We start from the raw sequence: 18,747 nt of genomic DNA, 5'->3' as shown, positions 1-18,747 counted from the left end.
ATGGGTGGTCAGAGGTCGATGTCGCAGGACTGGTCGACGCCCAGCACCGTCAGGGAACGCCCCAGCCCAAGAAATACCGCGACACACAGCGTGAGATCCAGGATCTCCTCGTCGGAGAACGATTCTCGGAGTCGTTGGAAGAACGCGTCATCCATCGACGCATGGTCGTTGGCGAAGCGCTCGGCGAACTCGATCGCGAGGCGCTGGCGTGGCGTGTATCCGGGATAGGTCGCGTACCCGGCGACGTTGTCGTACAGCTCGGGCGCGACACCGGCATCCAGCACCGACTGCGCGCGAAAGCCCGAGCAGGCCACGCAGTCGTTGATCTGCGCGATCCGCATTCTGGCCAGCTCACGCTCGTCGGCCGGCAGCATGCTTTGCTGATACGCGCCCCGGATCATCCGTTCGACCATGCCGCCGAGCTGCGGCCGTAGCGTCCAGATCATCGCGGCTTCGCCACCTGGGCCCTCCGGCACGTCGAGCCTGGCCATGAGTAACTCCTGCCCGGTAAGGACGGTACCGACTTGAGCAAACCAGATTCTCAACTCGGCTGTCTAGGTCACCAACCGGGCGTAATTGCGCATATGACTAACCCGGCCTGGACGCGCAAAACTGCCGGGGTTACCGTCCGTTGAGCGGTCTTCAGCCCGGTGCCGCGAATGGGAGGTCTGTGCGTGCTGTTCATGCACGAACTACACACGGTGCGCGGCCGCAAGGAAGACGACTTCGAGGCCGCGTTCCGCGACGGCTGGATGCCGATGCTCGGGGACGGCGACGACGCTCGGTTGCTGTGGTACGCCAACCAGGCGCACGGCAGTGGCCCCGCGTACACCGTCGTCACCGTGACCGCGGTTCGTGACGGCGCGGCATGGGAGCGGCTGACCCTGCGGGTGCAGAAGGGCGACCTTCAGGAGTGGATGCGGGGTCTCGATGAACTCCGCCACGAGGTCGTCGCGAAGCTGCTGATGCCGCTGCCCTGGTCGCCACTGCTTGACGTGCAGTTCGGCGAGGTGCCGACCGACGGGCGCGAGCACGAGATGACCCTCTACATGGAAGACACCATGTGGCCCTACGAGGATAAGTTCGAGGAGTACATCGTCCGCTGCGGCGAGGTGTACGCCAGGGGCCTCGAGGAGCCTTCCTCCATGCTGACGATGCACGCCGCGTTCCAGCCCGCCCTCGGCAGCCACGTACGGCGCGAGGTGATCCTGATGCAGCGCATCAGCCGGCCGGACGCGCTGCTCGACCTGCTCCGCAGCCATATCCCCGCCGAGTACCGCGCGCCTGGCACCTGGATGTACGACGCCCTGGACCTGCGCGATCAGTGGAGCAGCCGGCTGCTGCGCACTTCCGAGTGGTCACCCCTGTACTAAGGCGCCCATGAACACCGGGACGATCCACGACGCAGCCGCGAGCGGCGATCCCGCCCGGCCCGCGCTGATCGTCGATGGCCGCACCGTCAGTTATGGCGAGCTGGCGACGGCGGTGCGGCAGTCCGCGACAAGCCTGGCCGCCCACGGCGTCACGCCCGGACAGCGCATCCCCGTCGTCGACGGTGGAAGTCTGTTGTCGATCGCCGCATTGCTCGGCGCGGCGCGCATCGGCGCCGCACCCGCGCTGATGAATCCCGCGCTCACCCCGCCGGAGTTGCAGGGATTGCGCAAGAACGCCGCCTGCGCGGACGTGGCCGTCGCGGGGGAGCAGTACGTCGACCGGGTCCGTGAAGCGGGCGCCCCCACGGTATTGACGCTGGCCGATCTCGTCGGCCACTCGGAGCCCGCCGACGAAGCCATCGCGCCGGATACCGCTGACGACCGGGACGCATTGATCCTATTCACCAGTGGCACAACGGGACTCCCGAAGACCGTCAGCATCAGCGAACGTCAGCTCACCAGGCGCATCACCGGAATGTCGCGACCCTTCCGGGCGGGCGCGAAGCCCTCGGTGAGCATGCTGACCGTCCCGCTGTTCCACGTCGGCGGCGCGCTGGGAGTCCTCGGCAGCTTGTATTCGGGCAACACCGCGGTCGTGCAGTCGCGGTTCGACGCCGGCGAATGGCTGCGCCTGGTGTCGCAGCACCGCGTCACCACGACCTTCATGGTGCCGACGATGCTGCAGCGGATCATCGACCATCCCGACTTCGCCGGCACCGATCTGTCGTCGCTGATCGCGATCGCCTACGGGGCTGCGGCCGCGCCGCCGAGCCTGGTGCGCAGGGCGATGGCGGCGCTGCCGCACGTGGGGCTGGCCAACGTATTCGGGCAGACCGAAACCCTGGGCGCTTACACAACTTTGCTGCCGGAGGATCACCGCGACCCCGCGCGCGCCGGCTCCGTGGGGCAGCCATTACCCGGAGTCGACGTGCGGGTGGCTGACCCCGACACGGGCGACGACGTCGAGGCCGGAGCGGTCGGCGAATTGTGGGTGAACACCACCCAGAACGTCACCGAGGGCTGGCTGCGCACCGGTGACCTGGCCCGCCAAGATGCCGACGGCTACATCTTCCCTAGCGGCCGGTTGAAGGACACAATCAATCGTGGGGGAGAGAAATTCGGACCGATCGAGGTCGAGGAAGCATTGCGTTCACATCCGGCAGTCAGTGATGTCGCGGTGGCCGGGATCGCCGACGACGAGTTGGGCCAGCGAGTCGGTGCCGCCGTGGTGGTGTGCGCCCCGGTGACACTCGACGAGTTGCGCGCACACTGCCGGGAATTGATCGCCTACTTCAAGCTCCCCGAGCGATTGGCGATCGTCGACAACATCCCCTACAGCGCAACCGGCAAGGTCAACCGCGATCAGCTCGCCACGCTGATCGCCAATGACACCTAGGAGTCCAAGTGCTGTTTCTGCACGAGACCCACAAGGTGGTGGGCACCCGGCAAGACGACTTCGAGGCTGCCTACCGCGAGGGCTGGATGCCCACGCTGGCCAACGAAGACAACGCCCGGCTGCTCTGGTACACCAACCACGCACACGGCACCGGGCCCTCCTACACCGTGGTCACGATCACGGGTATCGCCGATGGCGCGTCCTGGGAAAATCTGGCGCGGCGCACCCAGCGGGGCGACCTGCGACCGTGGATGCGTGAACTGGACAACCTGCGCCACGAGGTGACGGGCAAGCTGCTGCTGCCGGTGGCGTGGTCCCCGCTGCAGTCGGTCGACCTGGCGGCTGTGCCCACCAACGCTGGAAAACACCCCCTGAGCCTCTTCATGGAAGACACCGGCTGGCCCTCCTCGCCGCTCGACGACTACATCCGCTCGTGGCACGACATCTACTATCGGCCGCTTTCTACGGCGCCCGCACGCATGCGGATACTGGACATCCAGGCCTGTTTCCAAGTCGCCCACGGAAGCTATCAACGACGAGAAGCCATGCTGTGGCAGAAGATTGACGACTCCAACAACTACGCGGCACTCGTGCATCTGCTGACCAAAGAGGTGCCGCCCGAGTACCGGGCGCCGGGCAGCTACATGTTCGAAGCGCTCAAATACCGCGATCAGTGGGAGAGCCGGTTGCTGCGCACGTCGGACTGGTCGCCCCTGTACTGACCGTCACGCCCGGCCGAGGATTCGCGCGGCATCACCCGCCATGTCGCGCACGATGTCGGCAGCCGGTCGAACATCGTGGACGAGTCCGATCGCCTCGCCGACCAGGATGGCGGCTGCATCGAAATCCTCTGCGGCCACGGCCTTCTCGAAGGTCTCGACTGCTTCGGGCAGGGCCTCCGACAGTTGGTCCTCGTTCCCATGCCAGGTGTCGAGGAATCGGTTGCCCAGCGCTCTGGCGTTGTAGTCGGCGGGCCAATCAAGCTGTCGCACAACATCGTACACGCGGGTGCGGAAGGTATCGTCGCCGCTGGCCGCGATGGCGCGCTCCTGCGCTCGCGGTGACACCAATGCCTCGGTGCTGGCCCACAACCGGGTGCCGACCAGCGCGCCGTCGGCGCCAAGTGCCAACCCCGCCGCAAGTCCGCGGCCGTCCGCGACACCGCCGGCGGCCACGACCAGCGTTTCGGGGGAGCGCGCGGCGACGAGGTCGACGACGTCGGGCACCAGTGTGAAGGTGGACCGGGCGGTCATGCCGTGACCCCCGGCCTCACCGCCCTGCGCGACGACGATGTCCACGCCGGTGTCCAAGGCCTGGCATGCGTGCTCGAGGTTCTGCACCTGGGCGATCAGTGCGACGCCCGCCGTGCGCACGCGCTCGGCGAATGGCCGAAGATCACCGAACGACAACATGATTGCGGCTGGTTGCCATTCGAGAGCCTGATCGAGTAGTTCGGGGCTTTGCGCCAGGCTCCAGGTGATGAATCCGCATCCGACCCTTGCCCCCTCAGCCAAATCGAATTCGCGCCGGAGCCAGTCGCCGTCGCCGTACCCGCCACCGATCAAGCCAAGCCCGCCGGCCGCGGTCACCGCCGCCGCCAGCCGGCCGCCGGAGGCCATCGCCATCGGCGCGAGCAGGATCGGGTGTTCGATGCCGAACAATTCGGTGAGCCGAGTGTTCATTGCAGTTCTCCGGTCAGGAACTGCGCCCGCCCATGACCGAAAGACCAATCCTCGTCACCGTTTTCGGTGATCGACACGATGAGATCGGTCGGGTCGACCCCGCACAGGTCGGAAAGATTCGATGCCAGCAGCTCGTAGAACCGTTCTTTCATGGCCCGGGTGCGCGGCCTGCTCACCACGTGCACCACCACGAGCCGTGCCGAGCGCTCGATGCCGAGACCGGTGTCCCACGCCACGATTTCGTGCGCGGGATGGGTGCGCACCACCTGATAGCGGTCGCCCGGCGGCACCGCAAACGCGCCAAGGACGGCGTCATGCGCGGCGTCCAGCAACGCCTGGAGCTCCGACGGCGTGCGACCCTCGATCAGGTCGAAGTACAGCAGCGGCATTTTCTCTCCTCTGGTCAGCGGGGCGGTGCCCGCCCGGACACGACGTTAGGCCGGAAGATGCGGCTGCGACATGCCAGTCGTACGCAGCGACTCAATGTGACGACGGTCACATTGTTCGTCTTAGGTTCAAGCCGTCGTTGCCCAACGTATGGGGTGCAGGACACCGTCATTCGCTTACTTTTGAGGCCCCCAATGCGACTGACTATCTAAGGAGGTCGCGCCATGGCCGATCTTGACGCTAACTCTTACGTCCCGGGTGAGGTTGTTGTTCACCTGCAGGCCTCTGAATTCGTGCGCCAACTGCCTGTCTACCGCGCCAGGGCGCTGGGATCCGATGAGCCACCTCCCAGCCGCATCGGAATCGAAGAACTCGATGATGCGTTGGAGCAGTTCGGTGCTCGAGCGTTATTTCGCGTATTTGAGGCGAAGGCGCTCCCGGAGCTCGCCGGTATCGCGGTCATCCGGTTCGAGGAGCTAAACACGGTAGAGGTGGTCCTCGCCGTGCTCAACAAGCTGCCTTCTGTCGTTGAGTCATCACCGCACGCGCGCGTCACCGTCAACGCAATACCCAACGACCCCAATTTCCAGGACCTGTGGGGACCTCCGCAGATTAACTGTCCGGGGGCCTGGGACGTCACGACAGGCGACAGGCGAGTGGTGATCGCGGTCGTCGATACAGGCTGCGACTTTAACCATCCCGAGCTATCAGGTCAGCTACTGACGGGGTGGAACATCCTCAACCCCGGTCATCCGCCCCAGGACGACGATGCTGTCGAGGGCCACGGCACCAAGATCGCCGGGATCATCGGCGCGATTGGCAACAACCGCACGGGGATCGCGGGTGTGAACTGGACCTGCGGACTACTGCCGGTCAAAGCACTGCCCGGTGTGGGAGACGGGGATGCGGCTACGGTCGCACAGGGGATCGAATGGGCCGTGACACCTCCGGGTCCCGCCGCGATCGTCAACTGCTCCTTTATAGCTACCGCTGACGACGTCAACCTGAGGAGGGTCATCGCCGCCGCCGGCACCTCGGGCGCGTTGATCGTCACTGCAAGCGGCAACATTCCAGACGGGCAGACAGCCCCCTTCACTCCGTATCCGGGCATGTATGCGGCCACCATGGCCCACGTGGTTTGCATAGGCGCGACTGACCAAAACGACCGCCGCTGTTCGTTCTCGAACTACGGCGACTGGCTGACCCTTGTCGCCCCAGGCATCAGTATCGAGTCGACTATGAACGGCGGTGGGCTACAAGAGGGTAGCGGCACCTCGCTAGCAGCACCGTACGTAAGCGGCGTTGTCGGCCTCATTCGGACCGCATACCCGTCGATGACCGCTCCCCAGATCAAACAGCGGCTCAAGGACGTCGCGAAGCCGCTGCGCGACCAACCCAGCGACCCAGTTCCCAACCCGAAATACGGACATGGACTCGTCGATGCGCGCGGCTGCCTAACGCAACTCAGACTCGCCTTCCCAGCAAACGACGGCACTAACAACCTGTGCATCGCACACTCCGGTGGCTACACATTTCACAATTTCGTCGTGGCGCCCCCGATCCAGGTCGGTGCCATCATCGCGAGCGCAGAGCTCAATCACCTTCTGTGCCTGGCCTTCCGGGCGCCCGACGGGTCGCTGCGCGTCTCGTCCACTCTTGATGGCGTCAACTTCCGCACACCCACGACCCCTTCTCCATCCGTCCCGTTGGGCGGCTGTGTCGCAATGGCTGTCCGCAATAACCAGCTCAACCTCGTCACCCCAACGCCCCAGGGTGGTATGAGGTACGCCCAGTCGAGCGACGGTAACGTATGGACCACCGGCACCGTTTCGGGAATACCGCTGGGAAGCTGCGTCGCGATGGCCGCTTTGAACGGCACGCTGTACGTCGTCTACCCGGCCAGCGACGGCACCATGTGCGTCACCACGAGCGCCGACGGCATCAGCTGGTCGCCACCATCCCAAACGGATATCCGTTTGGGGAGCTGCGTCGCAATGGCCGTTTTCAACGGCAAGCTCTACATCGCAGCTCAAGGCCGCCCGGTTGCAGGCTTGCCGCCAGCTCTGATCTTTGCCTCGTCAAGCGACGGCCGCAGCTTCGCCCACCAGGGATTAGCCGGGCAGAGTCCGGGGAGCAGCATTGCGATGGCCGTTTTGAATAGCACGCTGCACATCGCCTACCAGGACAGCTCCAGTCGAACACTCGTCGTGCTCACCCCCAGAGAGGAGTACGTCTTCACCACCCCATCTCCCGCGGTCCCGTTGGGCAACTGTGCCGCGATGACCGTCTTCAATAACGCGCTTTACTTGGCCTGGAAGGCCACCGACAGCAGTCAGAATATGCAGATCGCCTCGTCCAACAACGGCACCCACTGGTCGGGTATCACCACCATCGACGAGCAGTTGGGGAGCTGCGTCGCGACCGAACAATTCAATGGCAAGGTCTACGTGGCCACTCCGAACGTCACCGATCCGAACCATCCGCGTATGCTGGTCTTGCACTCAGCAATTGACGGCAGAGCCTTCGATACGGATGAATTTCCTCAGGAGCTCGTGGGGAATAGCATCGCGATGGCCGTTCTCAATGGCACGCTTTACGTCGCCTACCAGGACAACGCCACTCACAATTTGAAGGTCCACACTGCCGAGAAAACCACCACGGTTGGTTACATCAAGTTGGGCAGCTGTGCCGCGATGGCCGTCTTGCGTAACACGCTGTTCCTGGCCTACAAGGCCGACGACGCCAGTCAGACCATGCACGTCGCCACCTCCAGCGACGGCGACATTTGGGGCGCCGCCCAAATTGCCTCCATCCAGTTGGGGAGCTGCGTCGCGATGGCCGCTTTCAATGGCAAGCTCTACGTCGCCGGACAGAAACCCGATCAGAGTCTGTTCATCGCCTCCTCAAACGACGGCAGCAGTTTCGCCGTGAGGCAATTTCCCCAGCAGATTGTGGGGAACTGCATCACGATGAAGGTTTTGAACGACACGCTGTACATCGCCTACCAGAACAACATCGGTCACAATCTGGTCGTCGCCGCATCGTCCAAGTACTTCGATAACTTCGACGCGGTCGCTACCGGTATCCAGTTGGGCAGCTCAGCCGCGATGGCCGTCTTGAGGAGTCCTGATCCGGCGTCCGCTCGCCTTGGCAGCGACTTGGCAGGGTCCGAGTTGCCGGTCCCAGAGCCAGTGTAGGCGTGCGCCGCTTCGTCGAGGCCGCCGAGTACCGCAACTGACATCACTTGTGCTATAAGGGCTTTCGAGGCGCACCCATCTCGCTACTACCGACCGATTCCAGAAACGGCTCGGCGACCGCCAAGAAGCCCGCCGGGTCCGATGAAAAGACCACGTGCCCGGTGTCCAGGATCTCGAGGCGCGAACCCGCGATGGCGTCATGCGTGGCGCGTCCGGCGCGCAGCGGTATCGCGATGTCCTTGCGGCCCCATACGATGAGCGTGGGGACGGTCAGTTCCGCTGCGCGGCTTCGTAAATCGTGTGCGGGCGTCGCGAAGCTTCGCCAGAGCCCGGTCAACGTCCGAATCCCTTCGGACGTTTTCGCCGCCGCGATCGCGCGCTCGGCGATCTTCCGATCGCTGTCGTTCTTGGCCTTCATGTAGCCCCGGATGAATGCCGACGCACCGAGCCGGACAAACGCCGGCGAGCCGATGACCCGGCAGAAGGCACGCGTCGTCGGGCCCAACGGCACGAAGCCGCCGGTGTTGACCAGGACGAGTCCCGCAACACGATCGGGCCGGGTAATCGCCAACCGCGCGGCGGCAAACCCGCCGACCGAATTTCCAATCAGCACAGCCCGCGTCAGACCCAAGCCGTCGACGACATCCTCGAGTACATCGGCGAACAGTGGGGCACTGGGCTCAGCGGCCGAGCCCACGGGATCCGAGTCTCCGTGCCCCGGCCAGTCCACTGCAATGGTGCGGTAGCGGCGGGCCAGCGCCTCGCGGATCGGGTCGAAGTCCCGGCGGTCGTGCAGCGTTGCGTGCAGCAGCACAACCGTTGGCCCGCTGCCAATCTCGTCATAGGCAACCCGGCCTGCCCGGGTTTGGATTGTCGGCATGGGAGTCCCTCTCACTCGATTGACCGACTGGTCGGTCATGGCGTACGGTACCCCGATAGGAATGTCATGACAAGGAGGGAATCGCGATGGGTCAAGCCCCGCCTCCCGAAGCGCCGTTTGCCGACAAGATGGCCTACTACCGCACGCAACACACGTCGAAGGGGGTCAGGACGACCCATCGCTTCGGCATCCCGATCATCGCGGCCGGGCTGCCGCTGATGTTCGCCAAGCCAAAGGTCGGTGCCCCGATGTTCATCGGCGGATGGGCCATGCAAATCCTCGGTCACCGATTATTCGAGAAGAACCTGCCATCGACCCACAAGGGATGGATCACGTATCAACTCACCGGGGTCATCGACGTCTGCGAGCAATACGGCGAAATGCTGGCGCGACGCAGCCAGCGGAAAGCGGGATTACGGTGAGATCGCCGGAGCCCGGACGCAATGCGCTGCTGGACGCGGGGCAGCGCCTGCTGGGAACCGCTGACCTGGCAAGGATCTCGGTGAACGCCATTGTCGCCGAGGCCGGCATGGCGAAGGGCAGCTTCTACCAGCACTGGCCCAGCCGCGCCGAGTACCTGCGGGCCTTGCATATCCGATTTCACGACGAGCTCGTGGAGTCGATCGAGGCCGCCATGGCCGAGCTGCCGCCCGGACACGACCGGCTCGAGGCCGCGATGAACGCCTATCTAGACGGCTGCCTGGCCGAACCGGCCACCAAGGCATTGCTCGTTCAGTCCCGCACCGAGGCCGGATTGACCGATTTGGTCGCGGCACGCAATCACAGTGCGGCCACCCTGATGATGCCCGACCTCCAGGCGCTCGGATGGTCGTCGCCGGAACCGATCGCGGCGCTGCTCGTTGCGGCGGTCGCCGAAATCGCACTCGTCGAACTCGATGCCCGGCAGCGCGATGACGAGTTGCGCCGGGGTCTGCTGCGGCTCGCGTCCCGCACACCGACGGCGGACTAAGCCAACGGCGCCAGGCCCGAGCGGACCAAATCCAGGCTGGCCGCCACCAGCCCGCCGAGGTCGTCGGTACAGCCGTTGCGGCCCCAATGCTCCACTGCCACAACGAGAGCCGCGGCCAATGCGGAGCCCGCGACCTCGGCGCCCAGCTCGATGTCGGGCGCGTCCGGGTTCCGTTTGGTGACGAAATCCGTCAGCACCGCGGCGAACGAGGATTGCACCACCCGTAAATGGCCGGCGATGCGCTCGGCGCTGATCAACTCGGTGCGCGCGGTCGCGGCCTGCCGGACCACTTCGAGGTCGTGCGGGAAGGCCGCAACACTGGCCAGCACGGCATCGAAGAGCGACTCGGAAGCCGGTCGTTGCGCGAGTGCCTCGGCCAGCCATTGCAACTGCGTCTCGTAGTCCTGGAACAGCACCGACTCCTTGGTCGGGAAGTGCCGGAAGAAGGTGCGTTCGGTGACACCGGCCTCGGCCGCCAACTCCGTGACCGTCACGTTCGCAAAGCCCTTGTGGGCGAAGCACTTTAGCGCGGCTTGGCGCAGCGCCTCGTGCGTCGATCGTCGACGCAGCTCGTGGCGGTTGGCCGGCCTACCGGCTAGCACAGTCATGGCAGGCCGATCGTATCTCACCACTTGCGTCAGAACTGACATCTTCCAATTATGTCAGTACTGACATATTGTTGTCACGCGCAGACCACCGACGGAGGGCAGGGCCAGGACTATGAGCAAGACGGAATACGACGCAATCGTGGTGGGCGCCGGGCACAACGGGCTTACCGCCGCGGCGATCCTGCAGCGCGCCGGCCTACGAACCGTGTGCCTGGAGGCCAATACGTACGCGGGCGGCATGGCGGCGACGGTCGAACTGATCGACGGCTTCCACTATGAGATCGCCGGCTCGGTGCAGTTCCCGATGGCAAGTCAACTCACCAAAGACCTCGGACTCGACACGCTGCCCGCGATCGAGCCCGACGTGATGTCGGTCAACATCGGCGAAAACGGTGAAGAGCCGATGATCTTCTATCGCGACCCGATGCAGCTGATGACCCACCTAGGCGAGAAGCACGGCGTCGAAGCCGTCATGGGCATGGCCGAGCTGATCGGCTGGAGCCAGGCACCCGCACGGGCGCTCGGCCGCTTCGACGTGTGCCAGCCACCCAAGACGATCGACGAAATGTACGCCTGCGCAACCAACGACGCCGAGCGCCGAGCGATTCACGAAATGCTGTTCGGCGCGTCGATGGACGTGATCGACCGCTATCTGCCGGACAAGGACAAGCACGCGGTGATGCGCGGAATGCTGGCGTTCCTGGCCGTCAACTCCACCTACCGCGGCCCCTACACCCCGGGCAGTGCCGCGTGCCTGGCGTTCGCGCTTGCGGTGCCCGACGACAGCACCGCGATGATGACCAAGCTCAAGGGCGGCATCGGCGCGCTCACCCAACACCTGCGCGAGCTTTTCGTATCCCATGGCGGCGAGCTCCGCTTCCGCACCAAGGCCGAGGAGATCCTCGTCGAGTATCAGAAGGTGTCCGGCGTCCGGCTGCGGGACGGTTCGACGATCTCGGCGCCGATCGTGGTGTCGAATCTGTCGCCCGACGTGACTCTCACCGAGCTCATCGCACCCGAACACGTTCCCGCGGAACTGGTCTCCCGGGTCTCCGGGCGCGACCACCGCGCCTCATTCGTACAACTTCATTTCGCGCTGGACGGGCTGCCCGAGTTCGCGCCACCGTATGAATTCCTCAACGAGGAGGGCATGCAACAGTCGGTCGGGATCTTCGGCTCACCCGAAGAGCAGCAGCGGCAGTGGGAGGTCTGCCGACGGGGCCTCGTTCCGGACAACCCGTCGATGGGAATGCAGATCCCGTCGGTGCACGATCCCGCCATGGCGCCGCCCGGCAAGCACGCGGCGAGCGCATTCGCCTATGCATTCCCCGTCGAAGTCGACCGGGACCAGCATGGCCACCTGAAAAACGATATGGCACAGCGTGTTATCGACAAGATCACCAAGTTCGCGCCGAACTTCAAGGACATCATGATCCGCCATATCACGTTCGCGCCGTACCACATGAACACGATGTTCGGCGCACCCGCCGGCGACTTCTGCCACGGTCTGTTGCACCCGGATCTGATGGGGCCCAACCGTCCCGGCCCGAAAGGCTTCCTCGACATGCCGATTCCGATCGATGGCCTGTACCTGGGCAGCGCGGGATGCCATGGCGGCCCGGGTATTACGTTCACTCCCGGCTACAACGCGGCCTATCAGATTCTGGACGACCGATAGCCGATCATCTGCTGAACGTTCCGGTCAGCTGCGCCTGCGCGGTCGCGGCGCCGGCAATGGTCTGGGCGGCCTGCACGCCGGCCAGTCCACGGGGCAACTGGTAGTCGTTGGGAAGCTGGTACAGGGTGAACCGGTAGTGGTGCACTCCGCTACCGGGCGGCGGGCAGGGCCCGCCGTACAGGTCCTGGCCGTTGGAGTTCGGCAAAGTGACCCCTCCACGTGGAGTCCCGCCGTCGCCGATGCTGCCCGAACCCGGGGCGATTCCGATCACGATCCAGTGGATGTATGTTCCGCCGGGCGCATCGGGATCGTCGACGACGAGGGCCGCTCCCAACGGCGCCGACCAGGTCAAAGGTGGGGACATGTCCATCCCTTTGCAGGTGTACAGCGACGGAATCGGCGCACCGTCGGCGAAGGCCGGACTACTGATTGTCAGCGGTGAGTCCGGCGCCGCGTGCGCCACACCGCCGCCGGCCGCGAGCACCAACGCCAGCCCGCCGACGGCGATACGCCGAAGTGTCAGGTTCATGGGACCAGGACCACCTTTCCGATGTTCTCCCGCGCCGCCAGAATTCGGTGAGCGGTCGGCGCTTCGTCGAACGGGACGGCCGCGTGCACGATCGGCGTAATGGTGCCGTCCTGCAAGGCCTGGGTCAGCGGAGTGATCCATGGTTCCAGCGTGCCGCGATCGTCCCACAATCGCAGCATGTTCAGGCCGATCACGGCCTTCGACGCCGAGAGTTGGTCCATCAGGTTGAAACCGCGCAGCATCGACAACACCTGCGGGGCCGCCCGGCGCAGCGAGCGCTTCTCGCCCTCCTGTAGCGACGAAACCCCATATCCCACAAGCCTTCCGCCGGGCCGCAGTAACTCATACGACCGCCGCAGCGACGTCCCGCCCAGGGCGTCGAGGATCAGGTCGTAGGGGCCGACGTCCTTCCACCAGCCATCGCGGCGGTAGTCGATCGCACGGTCCACGCCGAGCTCCGCGAGCCGCTGATGTTTGGCCGGAGACGCAGTGCCATGGACCTCGGCACCGGCTGCCTTGGCGAACTGGATGGCCGCCGTCCCAACGCCTCCGGCCGCGGCGTGAATCAACACCCGCTCGCCACGGCGCAGTGAACCGTAGCCGTGTAGCGCAGCCCAGGCGGTTGCGTAGTTGACCGGGACGGCAGCGCCCTGCTCGAAGCTCAGCGTGTCGGGCAGGACCACGGAATCGGTGGCGGCCACGTTGACGGTTTCGGCGTAGCCGCCGAATCGTGTTCCGGCCAAGACCCGTTCGCCGACGCGGCCGGGGTCGACGTCGTCGCCGACGGCAGCGACGATGCCGGCGACTTCGTAACCGACGACCGCCGGAAGTTTCGGCGCGTCGGGATACAGCCCGACCCGAGCGAGGTGATCGGCGAAATTCACCCCCGCCGCACGTACCGCGACCTGCAGCTGGCCCGGCCCCGGCGCGGGTGGGTACGGGCGCTGCTGCACCTGCAAGACCGATGGATCCCCGTGCTTGGTGATGACGACTGCGCGCATCGCGATCCTTCCCTACGCCGGTGTGGCGGATTCGGCGAGGCGGGGGAGGATGACGTCGCGCCACCCGGGTCCCATGCGGTCGAAGGCCGCCGCCATCCTCGTGTCGTTCAGGTCAAACCCACTGTGCTCCAAGAACACTCGGGTGCCGGTGCCCTCGGGTTCCAGGCGCCAGCGCAGCGTCCACGCGGAGGTGAACGTGTAGACGAAACGGCGCGGTGCGTCGACCTCGAGCACCTTGCAGGGTTGCTTGCCGTAGCCGGGCATGTCGAGGGTGAATTGGTGGCCGACGACCGCCGCCACCTGACCGTCGGCCCACCAGAGCCGCAGCAGATCGGGTTCGGTCAGCAATCGCCAGACCTTCTCCGGCGGCGCGGCCACGAATTGCTCGACCCTGATGGTCGCGGGTGATGTCGTCTGGTTCATTCCAGCTCCTCTGCCGCGTCGGCGAGCGCGGCCAGCCGTCCGCGCCAGAACTTCTCGAAGGGATGCAGCCACTCGCCGAGCTCGGCGAGCGGCTCCGCGGTGAGGCGGTAGATGCGGCGGCGGCCTTGCGGTTCGTCGGCGACCAGCCCGGCGTCGCGGAGCACCTTGAGATGCTCGGCGACCGCGGGGCGACTGAGTTCGAACCGGTCGCTGAGTTCGCCCGCGGAAAGTTGCTGCCGCGTCAGAATCTCCAATAGCTCGCGTCGCACCGGGTTCGCCAGGGCGAGAAAGACGCGATCCGGAGTCGCCACGCTCGGCACTATATGTCGGAAATTCCCGACACGTCAACCGCCTCATCCGCACGCGCGCTAAATTGCCTTCTGTGCGCTTCGCCTGGGAACGACTGACCCCCAGCGTGCACCGCTGCCGGCTTGCGTTCTGCGACGTCACCGTCGGGCTGGTGCGCGGACGTGCTGGCGCCTTACTTGTCGATAGTGGCACCACGATGACCGAGGCGGCCGCGATCGACGAGGACGTCCGAGAGCTCACCGGGGGCCCGGTCACCCATATTGTGCTGACGCACAAGCATTTCGACCACGTTCTGGGTTCCGCATTCTTCACGGACGCCGACATCTACTGCGCGCCGGAAGTTGTCGACTACCTGTCGTCGGCCCACGACCGGATTCGCGCCCATGCCCTGAGTTATGGTGCCGACGCCGCCGAGATCGACCGGGCAATCGCGGCGTTGCGGCCGCCGCAGCACGGCCTCTATGACGCCACTATCGACCTGGGCGACCGCGATGTGCGGGTCACTCACCCGGGTCGCGGCCACACCACGTCGGACCTGATCGTGGTGGTGCCGGGGCTGGACGATCACGATCACCGCGAGGTGGTGTTCACCGGTGACCTCGTCGAAGAGTCCGCCGACCCGTGGATCGATGCCGACTCCGATCTGGTGGCCTGGCCGGCAACGCTTGATCGGGTGGGGGCGATCGGTGGGCGAGAAACGATCTACGTCCCGGGTCACGGGAAGATCGTCGACGCGGAGTTCATCCGCCGCCAGCGGGCTTGGTTACAACAACGTTCAAGCTAGGCGGTCGCGACTGTGCACGCGGCGATCAGCGCCTCCGGATCGGTCACGCTGAGCACCAACGAGCGCAGCGCCGCCGTCCTCAGCGGGACTTTCGCCTGGACCGGCGGCTCTATCGTCAAAGCCACCAGTCCTTTTCCAGAACCGTTGACCAGCCAGCGACCGCTCGAGTAATGCACGCCCGCGGTGAACGTGCGCTCGTCGGACGCTTCGGCACTTTTGATTGACGCGATCGGGATATGGGCATCGAACGCCCAACCCATCTTCACGTGAAGAATCCCGTCTTCGACCCGCACCTCGCTGGTGTTGGGCCCAAGCCCCAGCGGAGTGGATAACAGCACATACCAACGCTCGTACCGCAATTCCGTCTGCACCGGACCGACCTTACTCGAAGTTTGCTGGCTAGGCTGGGTTTCTTTACATCTACCCGTCTATGCAGTTTGCTGCGTAGGCACCTGACGGCCGTCCGCCGGACCGCCGGCACCCGAAATCTGTCGAAAAGCATTGCACCGCAATCGCTTAGGCGGGCCCAAGCAGCCACCGCGCTGGCCGCAGGCGCCCGGAGTACACCGTGTGGCAACAGATTTGGCCCGGCTCGGCGCCCGGTCAATTACTCATGATTGAAATATCGGGTCCGGGGCTAGACTCACGTGCAGCGGAATCGCGCTGGAAGGGGAGCGTAAAGCAATGGCCATCATCGACGCGGACACTGAGGTCCCCGCACCGTTCGACGAAGACGTCGCCGCCACGCAGCGATACTTCGACGACCCACGCTTCACCGGGAAGATTCGCCTCTATACGGCCCGCCAGGTAGTAGAGCAACGCGGCACGATACCGACCGACTACACCGTGGCCCGCGAGGCGGCGACGGCCTTTTATCCCCGCCTGCGCGAGCTTTTCGCGGCGAAGAAGAGCATCACGACCTTCGGTCCGTACTCACCGGGGCAGGCGGTGAGTATGAAGCGAATGGGCATCGAGGGCATCTACCTCGGCGGCTGGGCTACCTCCGCCAAGGGGTCCACCACCGAAGACCCGGGGCCGGACCTGGCGAGCTACCCGCTGAGCCAGGTGCCCGAAGATGCCGCGGTGCTGGTGCGCGCGCTGCTGACCGCGGACCGCAACCAGCAGTTCCAGCGGCGCCAGATGAGCGAGCAGCAACGCGCGACGGCCAAGGAGTACGACTTCCGCCCGTTCATCATCGCCGATGCCGATACCGGCCACGGCGGGGATCCGCACGTGCGCAACCTGGTCCGCCGGTTCGTGGAGGTCGGCGTTCCCGGCTACCACATCGAAGACCAGCGTCCGGGTACCAAGAAGTGCGGTCATCAGGGCGGCAAGGTTCTGGTGCCATCCGACGAACAGATCAAGCGCCTCAACGCCGCCCGATTCCAGCTCGACGTGATGCGGGTGCCGGGCATCATCGTCGCGCGCACCGACGCCGAGGCGGCCAACCTGATCGACAGCAACTCCGATGAACGCGACCAGGCGTTCCTGCTCGGGGCCACCAACTTGGACATCCCGTCGTACAAGGGCTGTTTCCTCGCGCTGATGCGCCGTTTCTACGAGCTGGGTGTCAAGGAGCTCAACGGTCATCTCCTCTATGCCCTCGCCGACGGCGAGTACGGCATCGCCAACGCGTGGCTGGAGCGGCAAGGGATCTTCGCCCTGGTCTCCGAAGGTGTCACCCAGTGGCGGGAGAACGGACAGGGCTCGATCGACGACCTGTTCGACCAGGTCGAGTCGCGGTTCGTGGCCGCCTGGGAGGACGACGCCGGCCTGATGACCTACAGCGATGCCGTGGCCGAAGTGCTGGCGTTCGGCGAAAGCGAAGGCGAGCCGGCGAGCATGAGCCCCGACGAGTGGCGCCGGTTCGCCGCGCGGACGTCGCACTACGCGGCCCGGGAGAAGGCGCGGGAGTTGGGCGCCGACGCGCAATGGAGCCCGGAACTTGCGAGGACCCCGGAGGGCTATTACCAGGTCCGCGGCGGCATCCCGTATGCGATCGCGAAGTCGCTGGCGGCCGCGCCGTTCGCCGACATCCTCTGGATGGAAACGAAGACCGCGGATCTGGCCGACGCCAAACAGTTCGCCGACGCGATCCACGCCGAATTCCCCGACCAGATGCTGGCCTACAACCTGTCGCCGTCGTTCAACTGGGACACCACCGGCATGACCGACGAAGAGATGAAGCAGTTCCCGGTGGAGCTCGGCAAGATGGGCTTCGTCTTCAACTTCATCACCTACGGCGGACACCAGATCGACGGCGTCGCCGCCGAGGAGTTCGCGACCAACCTCCGACAGGACGGCATGCTGGCGCTGGCTCGTTTGCAGCGCAAGATGCGCCTGGTCGAATCGCCGTACCGGACGCCGCAGACGCTGGTCGGCGGGCCGCGCAGCGACGCCGCGCTGGCCGCCTCGTCGGGCCGCACCGCGACCACGAAGGCAATGGGCAAGGGCTCGACCCAGCACCAGCACCTGGTCCAGACCGAGGTGCCGAAGAAGCTGCTGGAGGAGTGGCTGGCGCTGTGGAGCGAGCACTACCAGCTGGACGAAAAGCTCCGTGTGACGCTGCGGCCGCGCCGCGCCGGATCGGACGTGCTCGAACTCGGGATCCTCGGCAACGACGATGAGCAGCTGGCCAATGTGATCGTCGATCCGATCAAGGACCGGCACGGCCGCAGCATCCTGCAGGTGCGCGACCAGAACACCTTCGCCGAGAAGCTGCGGCAGAAGCGGCTGATGACCTTGATCCACCTCTGGCTGGTGAACCGCTTCAAGGCCGACGCGGTCTACTACGTGACACCGACCGAGGACAACCTCTATCAGACCGAGAAGATGAAGTCCCACGGCATCTTCAGCGAGGTCTACCCGGAGGTCGGCGAGATCATTGTTGCCGAGGTGAACAAGCCGCGTATCGCCGAGCTGCTCAAGCCCGATCGGGTGGCGCTGCGGAAGCTGATCACCAAGGACGACTAGCCATCTAGTCCTAGAAGTCCGCGAAACTCATTGGCGGGCTTAGTATTTCGCGATGCCGCGGGTCGGCGTGCCGCGATCTCTTTTCTTGCCGGACGACGGCAGTCATCGTGCTGTCCCGCGCGTCGCACCCGACTCAAAACGTGAAAGCGATCACACCGGCCACTTTCCCTTCCGGCAATAGTTGCATAGGTGTACATTACCTATTGTACAGACGTGCAGCAGACCTGGCAGAACGGCGAAAGGACACTCCAATGAAGTCTCAGACCAAGATGACGATCACGACCTTCGGTGCGGCGGGTGCAGTTGCTTTCATCGTCGGACTCGGCGGCATCAGCCCCAGCGAAGTCGCACCCCCGCCCCCCGCTCCCACCCACGTTTCGTCGAACGTCGCGCCCGCGACTCCGAACGTGTCGGCTAACGGCGTGCACAAGGCCGTCCTCACCGCCTGCATCTCGGGCCTGAACTGCGGCTAGGCGCCAAACCCGCATCCAAGCAAC

At 65.2% G+C, this 18,747-nt stretch carries 20 protein-coding genes; 10 read left to right on the top strand and 10 right to left on the bottom strand.

Annotated elements, in window-relative coordinates; all coding sequences use genetic code 11:
* Positions 1 to 8: 8 nt before the first annotated feature.
* Positions 9 to 491, bottom strand: a complete 483-nt coding sequence (locus tag LMQ14_RS13080) for a carboxymuconolactone decarboxylase family protein (RefSeq protein ID WP_267735121.1) — start codon at positions 489 to 491, stop codon at positions 9 to 11.
* A gap of 168 nt (positions 492 to 659) precedes the next feature.
* Here LMQ14_RS13080 and LMQ14_RS13075 point away from each other — a divergent pair, with 168 nt between their 5' ends.
* The 3 genes from LMQ14_RS13075 to LMQ14_RS13065 are packed head-to-tail and all read left to right on the top strand — an operon-like array spanning position 660 to position 3,551.
* Positions 660 to 1,373, top strand: coding sequence for a hypothetical protein (locus tag LMQ14_RS13075; protein WP_267735120.1), 714 nt, complete (start codon positions 660 to 662; stop codon positions 1,371 to 1,373).
* A 7-nt stretch (positions 1,374 to 1,380) separates the two neighbouring features.
* Positions 1,381 to 2,829 (top strand): class I adenylate-forming enzyme family protein, encoded by a 1,449-nt coding sequence (locus tag LMQ14_RS13070; protein ID WP_267735119.1) that lies wholly within the window; start codon positions 1,381 to 1,383, stop codon positions 2,827 to 2,829.
* Positions 2,830 to 2,837: 8 nt separating this feature from the next.
* On the top strand, positions 2,838 to 3,551 hold the full coding sequence (locus LMQ14_RS13065) for a hypothetical protein (RefSeq protein WP_267735118.1): 714 nt from the start codon (positions 2,838 to 2,840) through the stop codon (positions 3,549 to 3,551).
* A gap of 3 nt (positions 3,552 to 3,554) precedes the next feature.
* Here the strand turns inward: LMQ14_RS13065 and LMQ14_RS13060 are convergent, their stop codons facing one another.
* Together LMQ14_RS13060 and LMQ14_RS13055 are read right to left on the bottom strand one after the other, a co-directional pair.
* Positions 3,555 to 4,511 carry an NAD(P)H-dependent flavin oxidoreductase gene (locus tag LMQ14_RS13060; protein WP_267735117.1) on the bottom strand — a complete coding sequence of 319 codons (957 nt, stop codon included), beginning with the start codon at positions 4,509 to 4,511 and terminating at the stop codon, positions 3,555 to 3,557.
* A complete protein-coding gene (locus LMQ14_RS13055) occupies positions 4,508 to 4,900 on the bottom strand; it encodes a tautomerase family protein (protein ID WP_267735116.1) in 393 nt (130 codons plus the stop codon). The genes LMQ14_RS13060 and LMQ14_RS13055 overlap by 4 nt, the downstream gene beginning before the upstream one ends.
* 222 nt (positions 4,901 to 5,122) lie before the next feature.
* Here LMQ14_RS13055 and LMQ14_RS13050 point away from each other — a divergent pair, with 222 nt between their 5' ends.
* Entirely contained in the window at positions 5,123 to 8,095 is a 2,973-nt protein-coding gene (locus LMQ14_RS13050) for a S8 family serine peptidase (RefSeq protein ID WP_267735115.1), read from the top strand.
* Positions 8,096 to 8,147: 52 nt separating this feature from the next.
* Here LMQ14_RS13050 and LMQ14_RS13045 read toward each other — a convergent pair whose 3' ends face one another.
* Positions 8,148 to 8,975 (bottom strand): alpha/beta fold hydrolase, encoded by an 828-nt coding sequence (locus tag LMQ14_RS13045; protein ID WP_267735114.1) that lies wholly within the window; start codon positions 8,973 to 8,975, stop codon positions 8,148 to 8,150.
* A gap of 86 nt (positions 8,976 to 9,061) precedes the next feature.
* Here LMQ14_RS13045 and LMQ14_RS13040 point away from each other — a divergent pair, with 86 nt between their 5' ends.
* Positions 9,062 to 9,397 (top strand): DUF962 domain-containing protein, encoded by a 336-nt coding sequence (locus LMQ14_RS13040; RefSeq protein ID WP_267735113.1) that lies wholly within the window; start codon positions 9,062 to 9,064, stop codon positions 9,395 to 9,397.
* A complete protein-coding gene (locus tag LMQ14_RS13035; RefSeq protein ID WP_267735112.1) occupies positions 9,394 to 9,945 on the top strand; it encodes a TetR/AcrR family transcriptional regulator in 552 nt (183 codons plus the stop codon). The genes LMQ14_RS13040 and LMQ14_RS13035 overlap by 4 nt, the downstream gene beginning before the upstream one ends.
* On the opposite strand, the gene LMQ14_RS13030 is transcribed toward LMQ14_RS13035, so the two are convergent.
* A complete protein-coding gene (locus LMQ14_RS13030; RefSeq protein WP_267735111.1) occupies positions 9,942 to 10,553 on the bottom strand; it encodes a TetR/AcrR family transcriptional regulator in 612 nt (203 codons plus the stop codon). The genes LMQ14_RS13035 and LMQ14_RS13030 overlap by 4 nt on opposite strands.
* 112 nt (positions 10,554 to 10,665) lie before the next feature.
* Here LMQ14_RS13030 and LMQ14_RS13025 point away from each other — a divergent pair, with 112 nt between their 5' ends.
* Positions 10,666 to 12,231 carry a phytoene desaturase family protein gene (locus LMQ14_RS13025; protein WP_267735110.1) on the top strand — a complete coding sequence of 522 codons (1,566 nt, stop codon included), beginning with the start codon at positions 10,666 to 10,668 and terminating at the stop codon, positions 12,229 to 12,231.
* 4 nt (positions 12,232 to 12,235) lie between these two features.
* On the opposite strand, the gene LMQ14_RS13020 is transcribed toward LMQ14_RS13025, so the two are convergent.
* From LMQ14_RS13020 to LMQ14_RS13005, 4 genes are read right to left on the bottom strand one after another with little or no spacing between them, the layout of a single operon-like run.
* Positions 12,236 to 12,760 (bottom strand): YbhB/YbcL family Raf kinase inhibitor-like protein, encoded by a 525-nt coding sequence (locus LMQ14_RS13020; protein ID WP_267735109.1) that lies wholly within the window; start codon positions 12,758 to 12,760, stop codon positions 12,236 to 12,238.
* Positions 12,757 to 13,761: a synaptic vesicle VAT-1 family membrane protein gene (locus tag LMQ14_RS13015; protein ID WP_267735108.1), complete on the bottom strand. Its 1,005-nt coding sequence runs from the start codon at positions 13,759 to 13,761 to the stop codon at positions 12,757 to 12,759. Before LMQ14_RS13015 ends, LMQ14_RS13020 begins: the two co-directional genes overlap by 4 nt.
* A gap of 12 nt (positions 13,762 to 13,773) precedes the next feature.
* On the bottom strand, positions 13,774 to 14,184 hold the full coding sequence (locus LMQ14_RS13010) for an SRPBCC family protein (RefSeq protein WP_267735107.1): 411 nt from the start codon (positions 14,182 to 14,184) through the stop codon (positions 13,774 to 13,776).
* Positions 14,181 to 14,495: an ArsR/SmtB family transcription factor gene (locus LMQ14_RS13005; RefSeq protein WP_420714646.1), complete on the bottom strand. Its 315-nt coding sequence runs from the start codon at positions 14,493 to 14,495 to the stop codon at positions 14,181 to 14,183. Before LMQ14_RS13005 ends, LMQ14_RS13010 begins: the two co-directional genes overlap by 4 nt.
* Before the next feature lie 71 nt (positions 14,496 to 14,566).
* Here LMQ14_RS13005 and LMQ14_RS13000 point away from each other — a divergent pair, with 71 nt between their 5' ends.
* Complete coding sequence (locus tag LMQ14_RS13000) at positions 14,567 to 15,277, top strand: MBL fold metallo-hydrolase (protein WP_267735106.1); 711 nt, start codon at positions 14,567 to 14,569, stop codon at positions 15,275 to 15,277.
* Here LMQ14_RS13000 and LMQ14_RS12995 read toward each other — a convergent pair.
* Positions 15,274 to 15,648, bottom strand: coding sequence for a hypothetical protein (locus LMQ14_RS12995; protein WP_267735105.1), 375 nt, complete (start codon positions 15,646 to 15,648; stop codon positions 15,274 to 15,276). The two genes, LMQ14_RS13000 and LMQ14_RS12995, sit on opposite strands and share 4 nt — an antisense overlap.
* Before the next feature lie 313 nt (positions 15,649 to 15,961).
* Here LMQ14_RS12995 and aceA point away from each other — a divergent pair, with 313 nt between their 5' ends.
* Both aceA and LMQ14_RS12985 read left to right on the top strand, forming a co-directional pair.
* Positions 15,962 to 18,250 (top strand): isocitrate lyase ICL2, encoded by a 2,289-nt coding sequence (gene aceA / locus LMQ14_RS12990; RefSeq protein ID WP_267735104.1) that lies wholly within the window; start codon positions 15,962 to 15,964, stop codon positions 18,248 to 18,250.
* A gap of 251 nt (positions 18,251 to 18,501) precedes the next feature.
* Complete coding sequence (locus LMQ14_RS12985) at positions 18,502 to 18,723, top strand: hypothetical protein (protein ID WP_267735103.1); 222 nt, start codon at positions 18,502 to 18,504, stop codon at positions 18,721 to 18,723.
* Positions 18,724 to 18,747 lie beyond the last annotated feature (24 nt).

The sequence above is a fragment of the Mycobacterium sp. Aquia_213 genome, from assembly GCF_026625985.1.
Lineage (GTDB): Bacteria > Actinomycetota > Actinomycetes > Mycobacteriales > Mycobacteriaceae > Mycobacterium.
The sequence above is the reverse complement of the archived record's forward strand: the minus strand, read 5'-3'. Positions and strand labels throughout refer to the sequence as shown.

Excerpts from the sequence above, each read along its gene's own strand:
- LMQ14_RS13050 (WP_267735115.1), top strand. The coding sequence starts at position 5,123 with ATGGCCGATCTTGACGCTAACTCTTACGTCCCGGGTGAGGTTGTTGTT.
- LMQ14_RS13015 (WP_267735108.1), bottom strand. The coding sequence starts at position 13,761 with ATGCGCGCAGTCGTCATCACCAAGCACGGGGATCCATCGGTCTTGCAG.
- LMQ14_RS13055 (WP_267735116.1), bottom strand. The coding sequence starts at position 4,900 with ATGCCGCTGCTGTACTTCGACCTGATCGAGGGTCGCACGCCGTCGGAG.
- LMQ14_RS12985 (WP_267735103.1), top strand. The coding sequence starts at position 18,502 with ATGAAGTCTCAGACCAAGATGACGATCACGACCTTCGGTGCGGCGGGT.
- LMQ14_RS13060 (WP_267735117.1), bottom strand. The coding sequence starts at position 4,511 with ATGAACACTCGGCTCACCGAATTGTTCGGCATCGAACACCCGATCCTG.
- LMQ14_RS13080 (WP_267735121.1), bottom strand. The coding sequence starts at position 491 with ATGGCCAGGCTCGACGTGCCGGAGGGCCCAGGTGGCGAAGCCGCGATG.
- LMQ14_RS13045 (WP_267735114.1), bottom strand. The coding sequence starts at position 8,975 with ATGCCGACAATCCAAACCCGGGCAGGCCGGGTTGCCTATGACGAGATT.
- LMQ14_RS13070 (WP_267735119.1), top strand. The coding sequence starts at position 1,381 with ATGAACACCGGGACGATCCACGACGCAGCCGCGAGCGGCGATCCCGCC.
- LMQ14_RS13020 (WP_267735109.1), bottom strand. The coding sequence starts at position 12,760 with ATGAACCTGACACTTCGGCGTATCGCCGTCGGCGGGCTGGCGTTGGTG.
- aceA (WP_267735104.1), top strand. The coding sequence starts at position 15,962 with ATGGCCATCATCGACGCGGACACTGAGGTCCCCGCACCGTTCGACGAA.
- LMQ14_RS13030 (WP_267735111.1), bottom strand. The coding sequence starts at position 10,553 with ATGACTGTGCTAGCCGGTAGGCCGGCCAACCGCCACGAGCTGCGTCGA.
- LMQ14_RS13040 (WP_267735113.1), top strand. The coding sequence starts at position 9,062 with ATGGGTCAAGCCCCGCCTCCCGAAGCGCCGTTTGCCGACAAGATGGCC.
- LMQ14_RS13025 (WP_267735110.1), top strand. The coding sequence starts at position 10,666 with ATGAGCAAGACGGAATACGACGCAATCGTGGTGGGCGCCGGGCACAAC.
- LMQ14_RS13075 (WP_267735120.1), top strand. The coding sequence starts at position 660 with ATGGGAGGTCTGTGCGTGCTGTTCATGCACGAACTACACACGGTGCGC.
- LMQ14_RS13010 (WP_267735107.1), bottom strand. The coding sequence starts at position 14,184 with ATGAACCAGACGACATCACCCGCGACCATCAGGGTCGAGCAATTCGTG.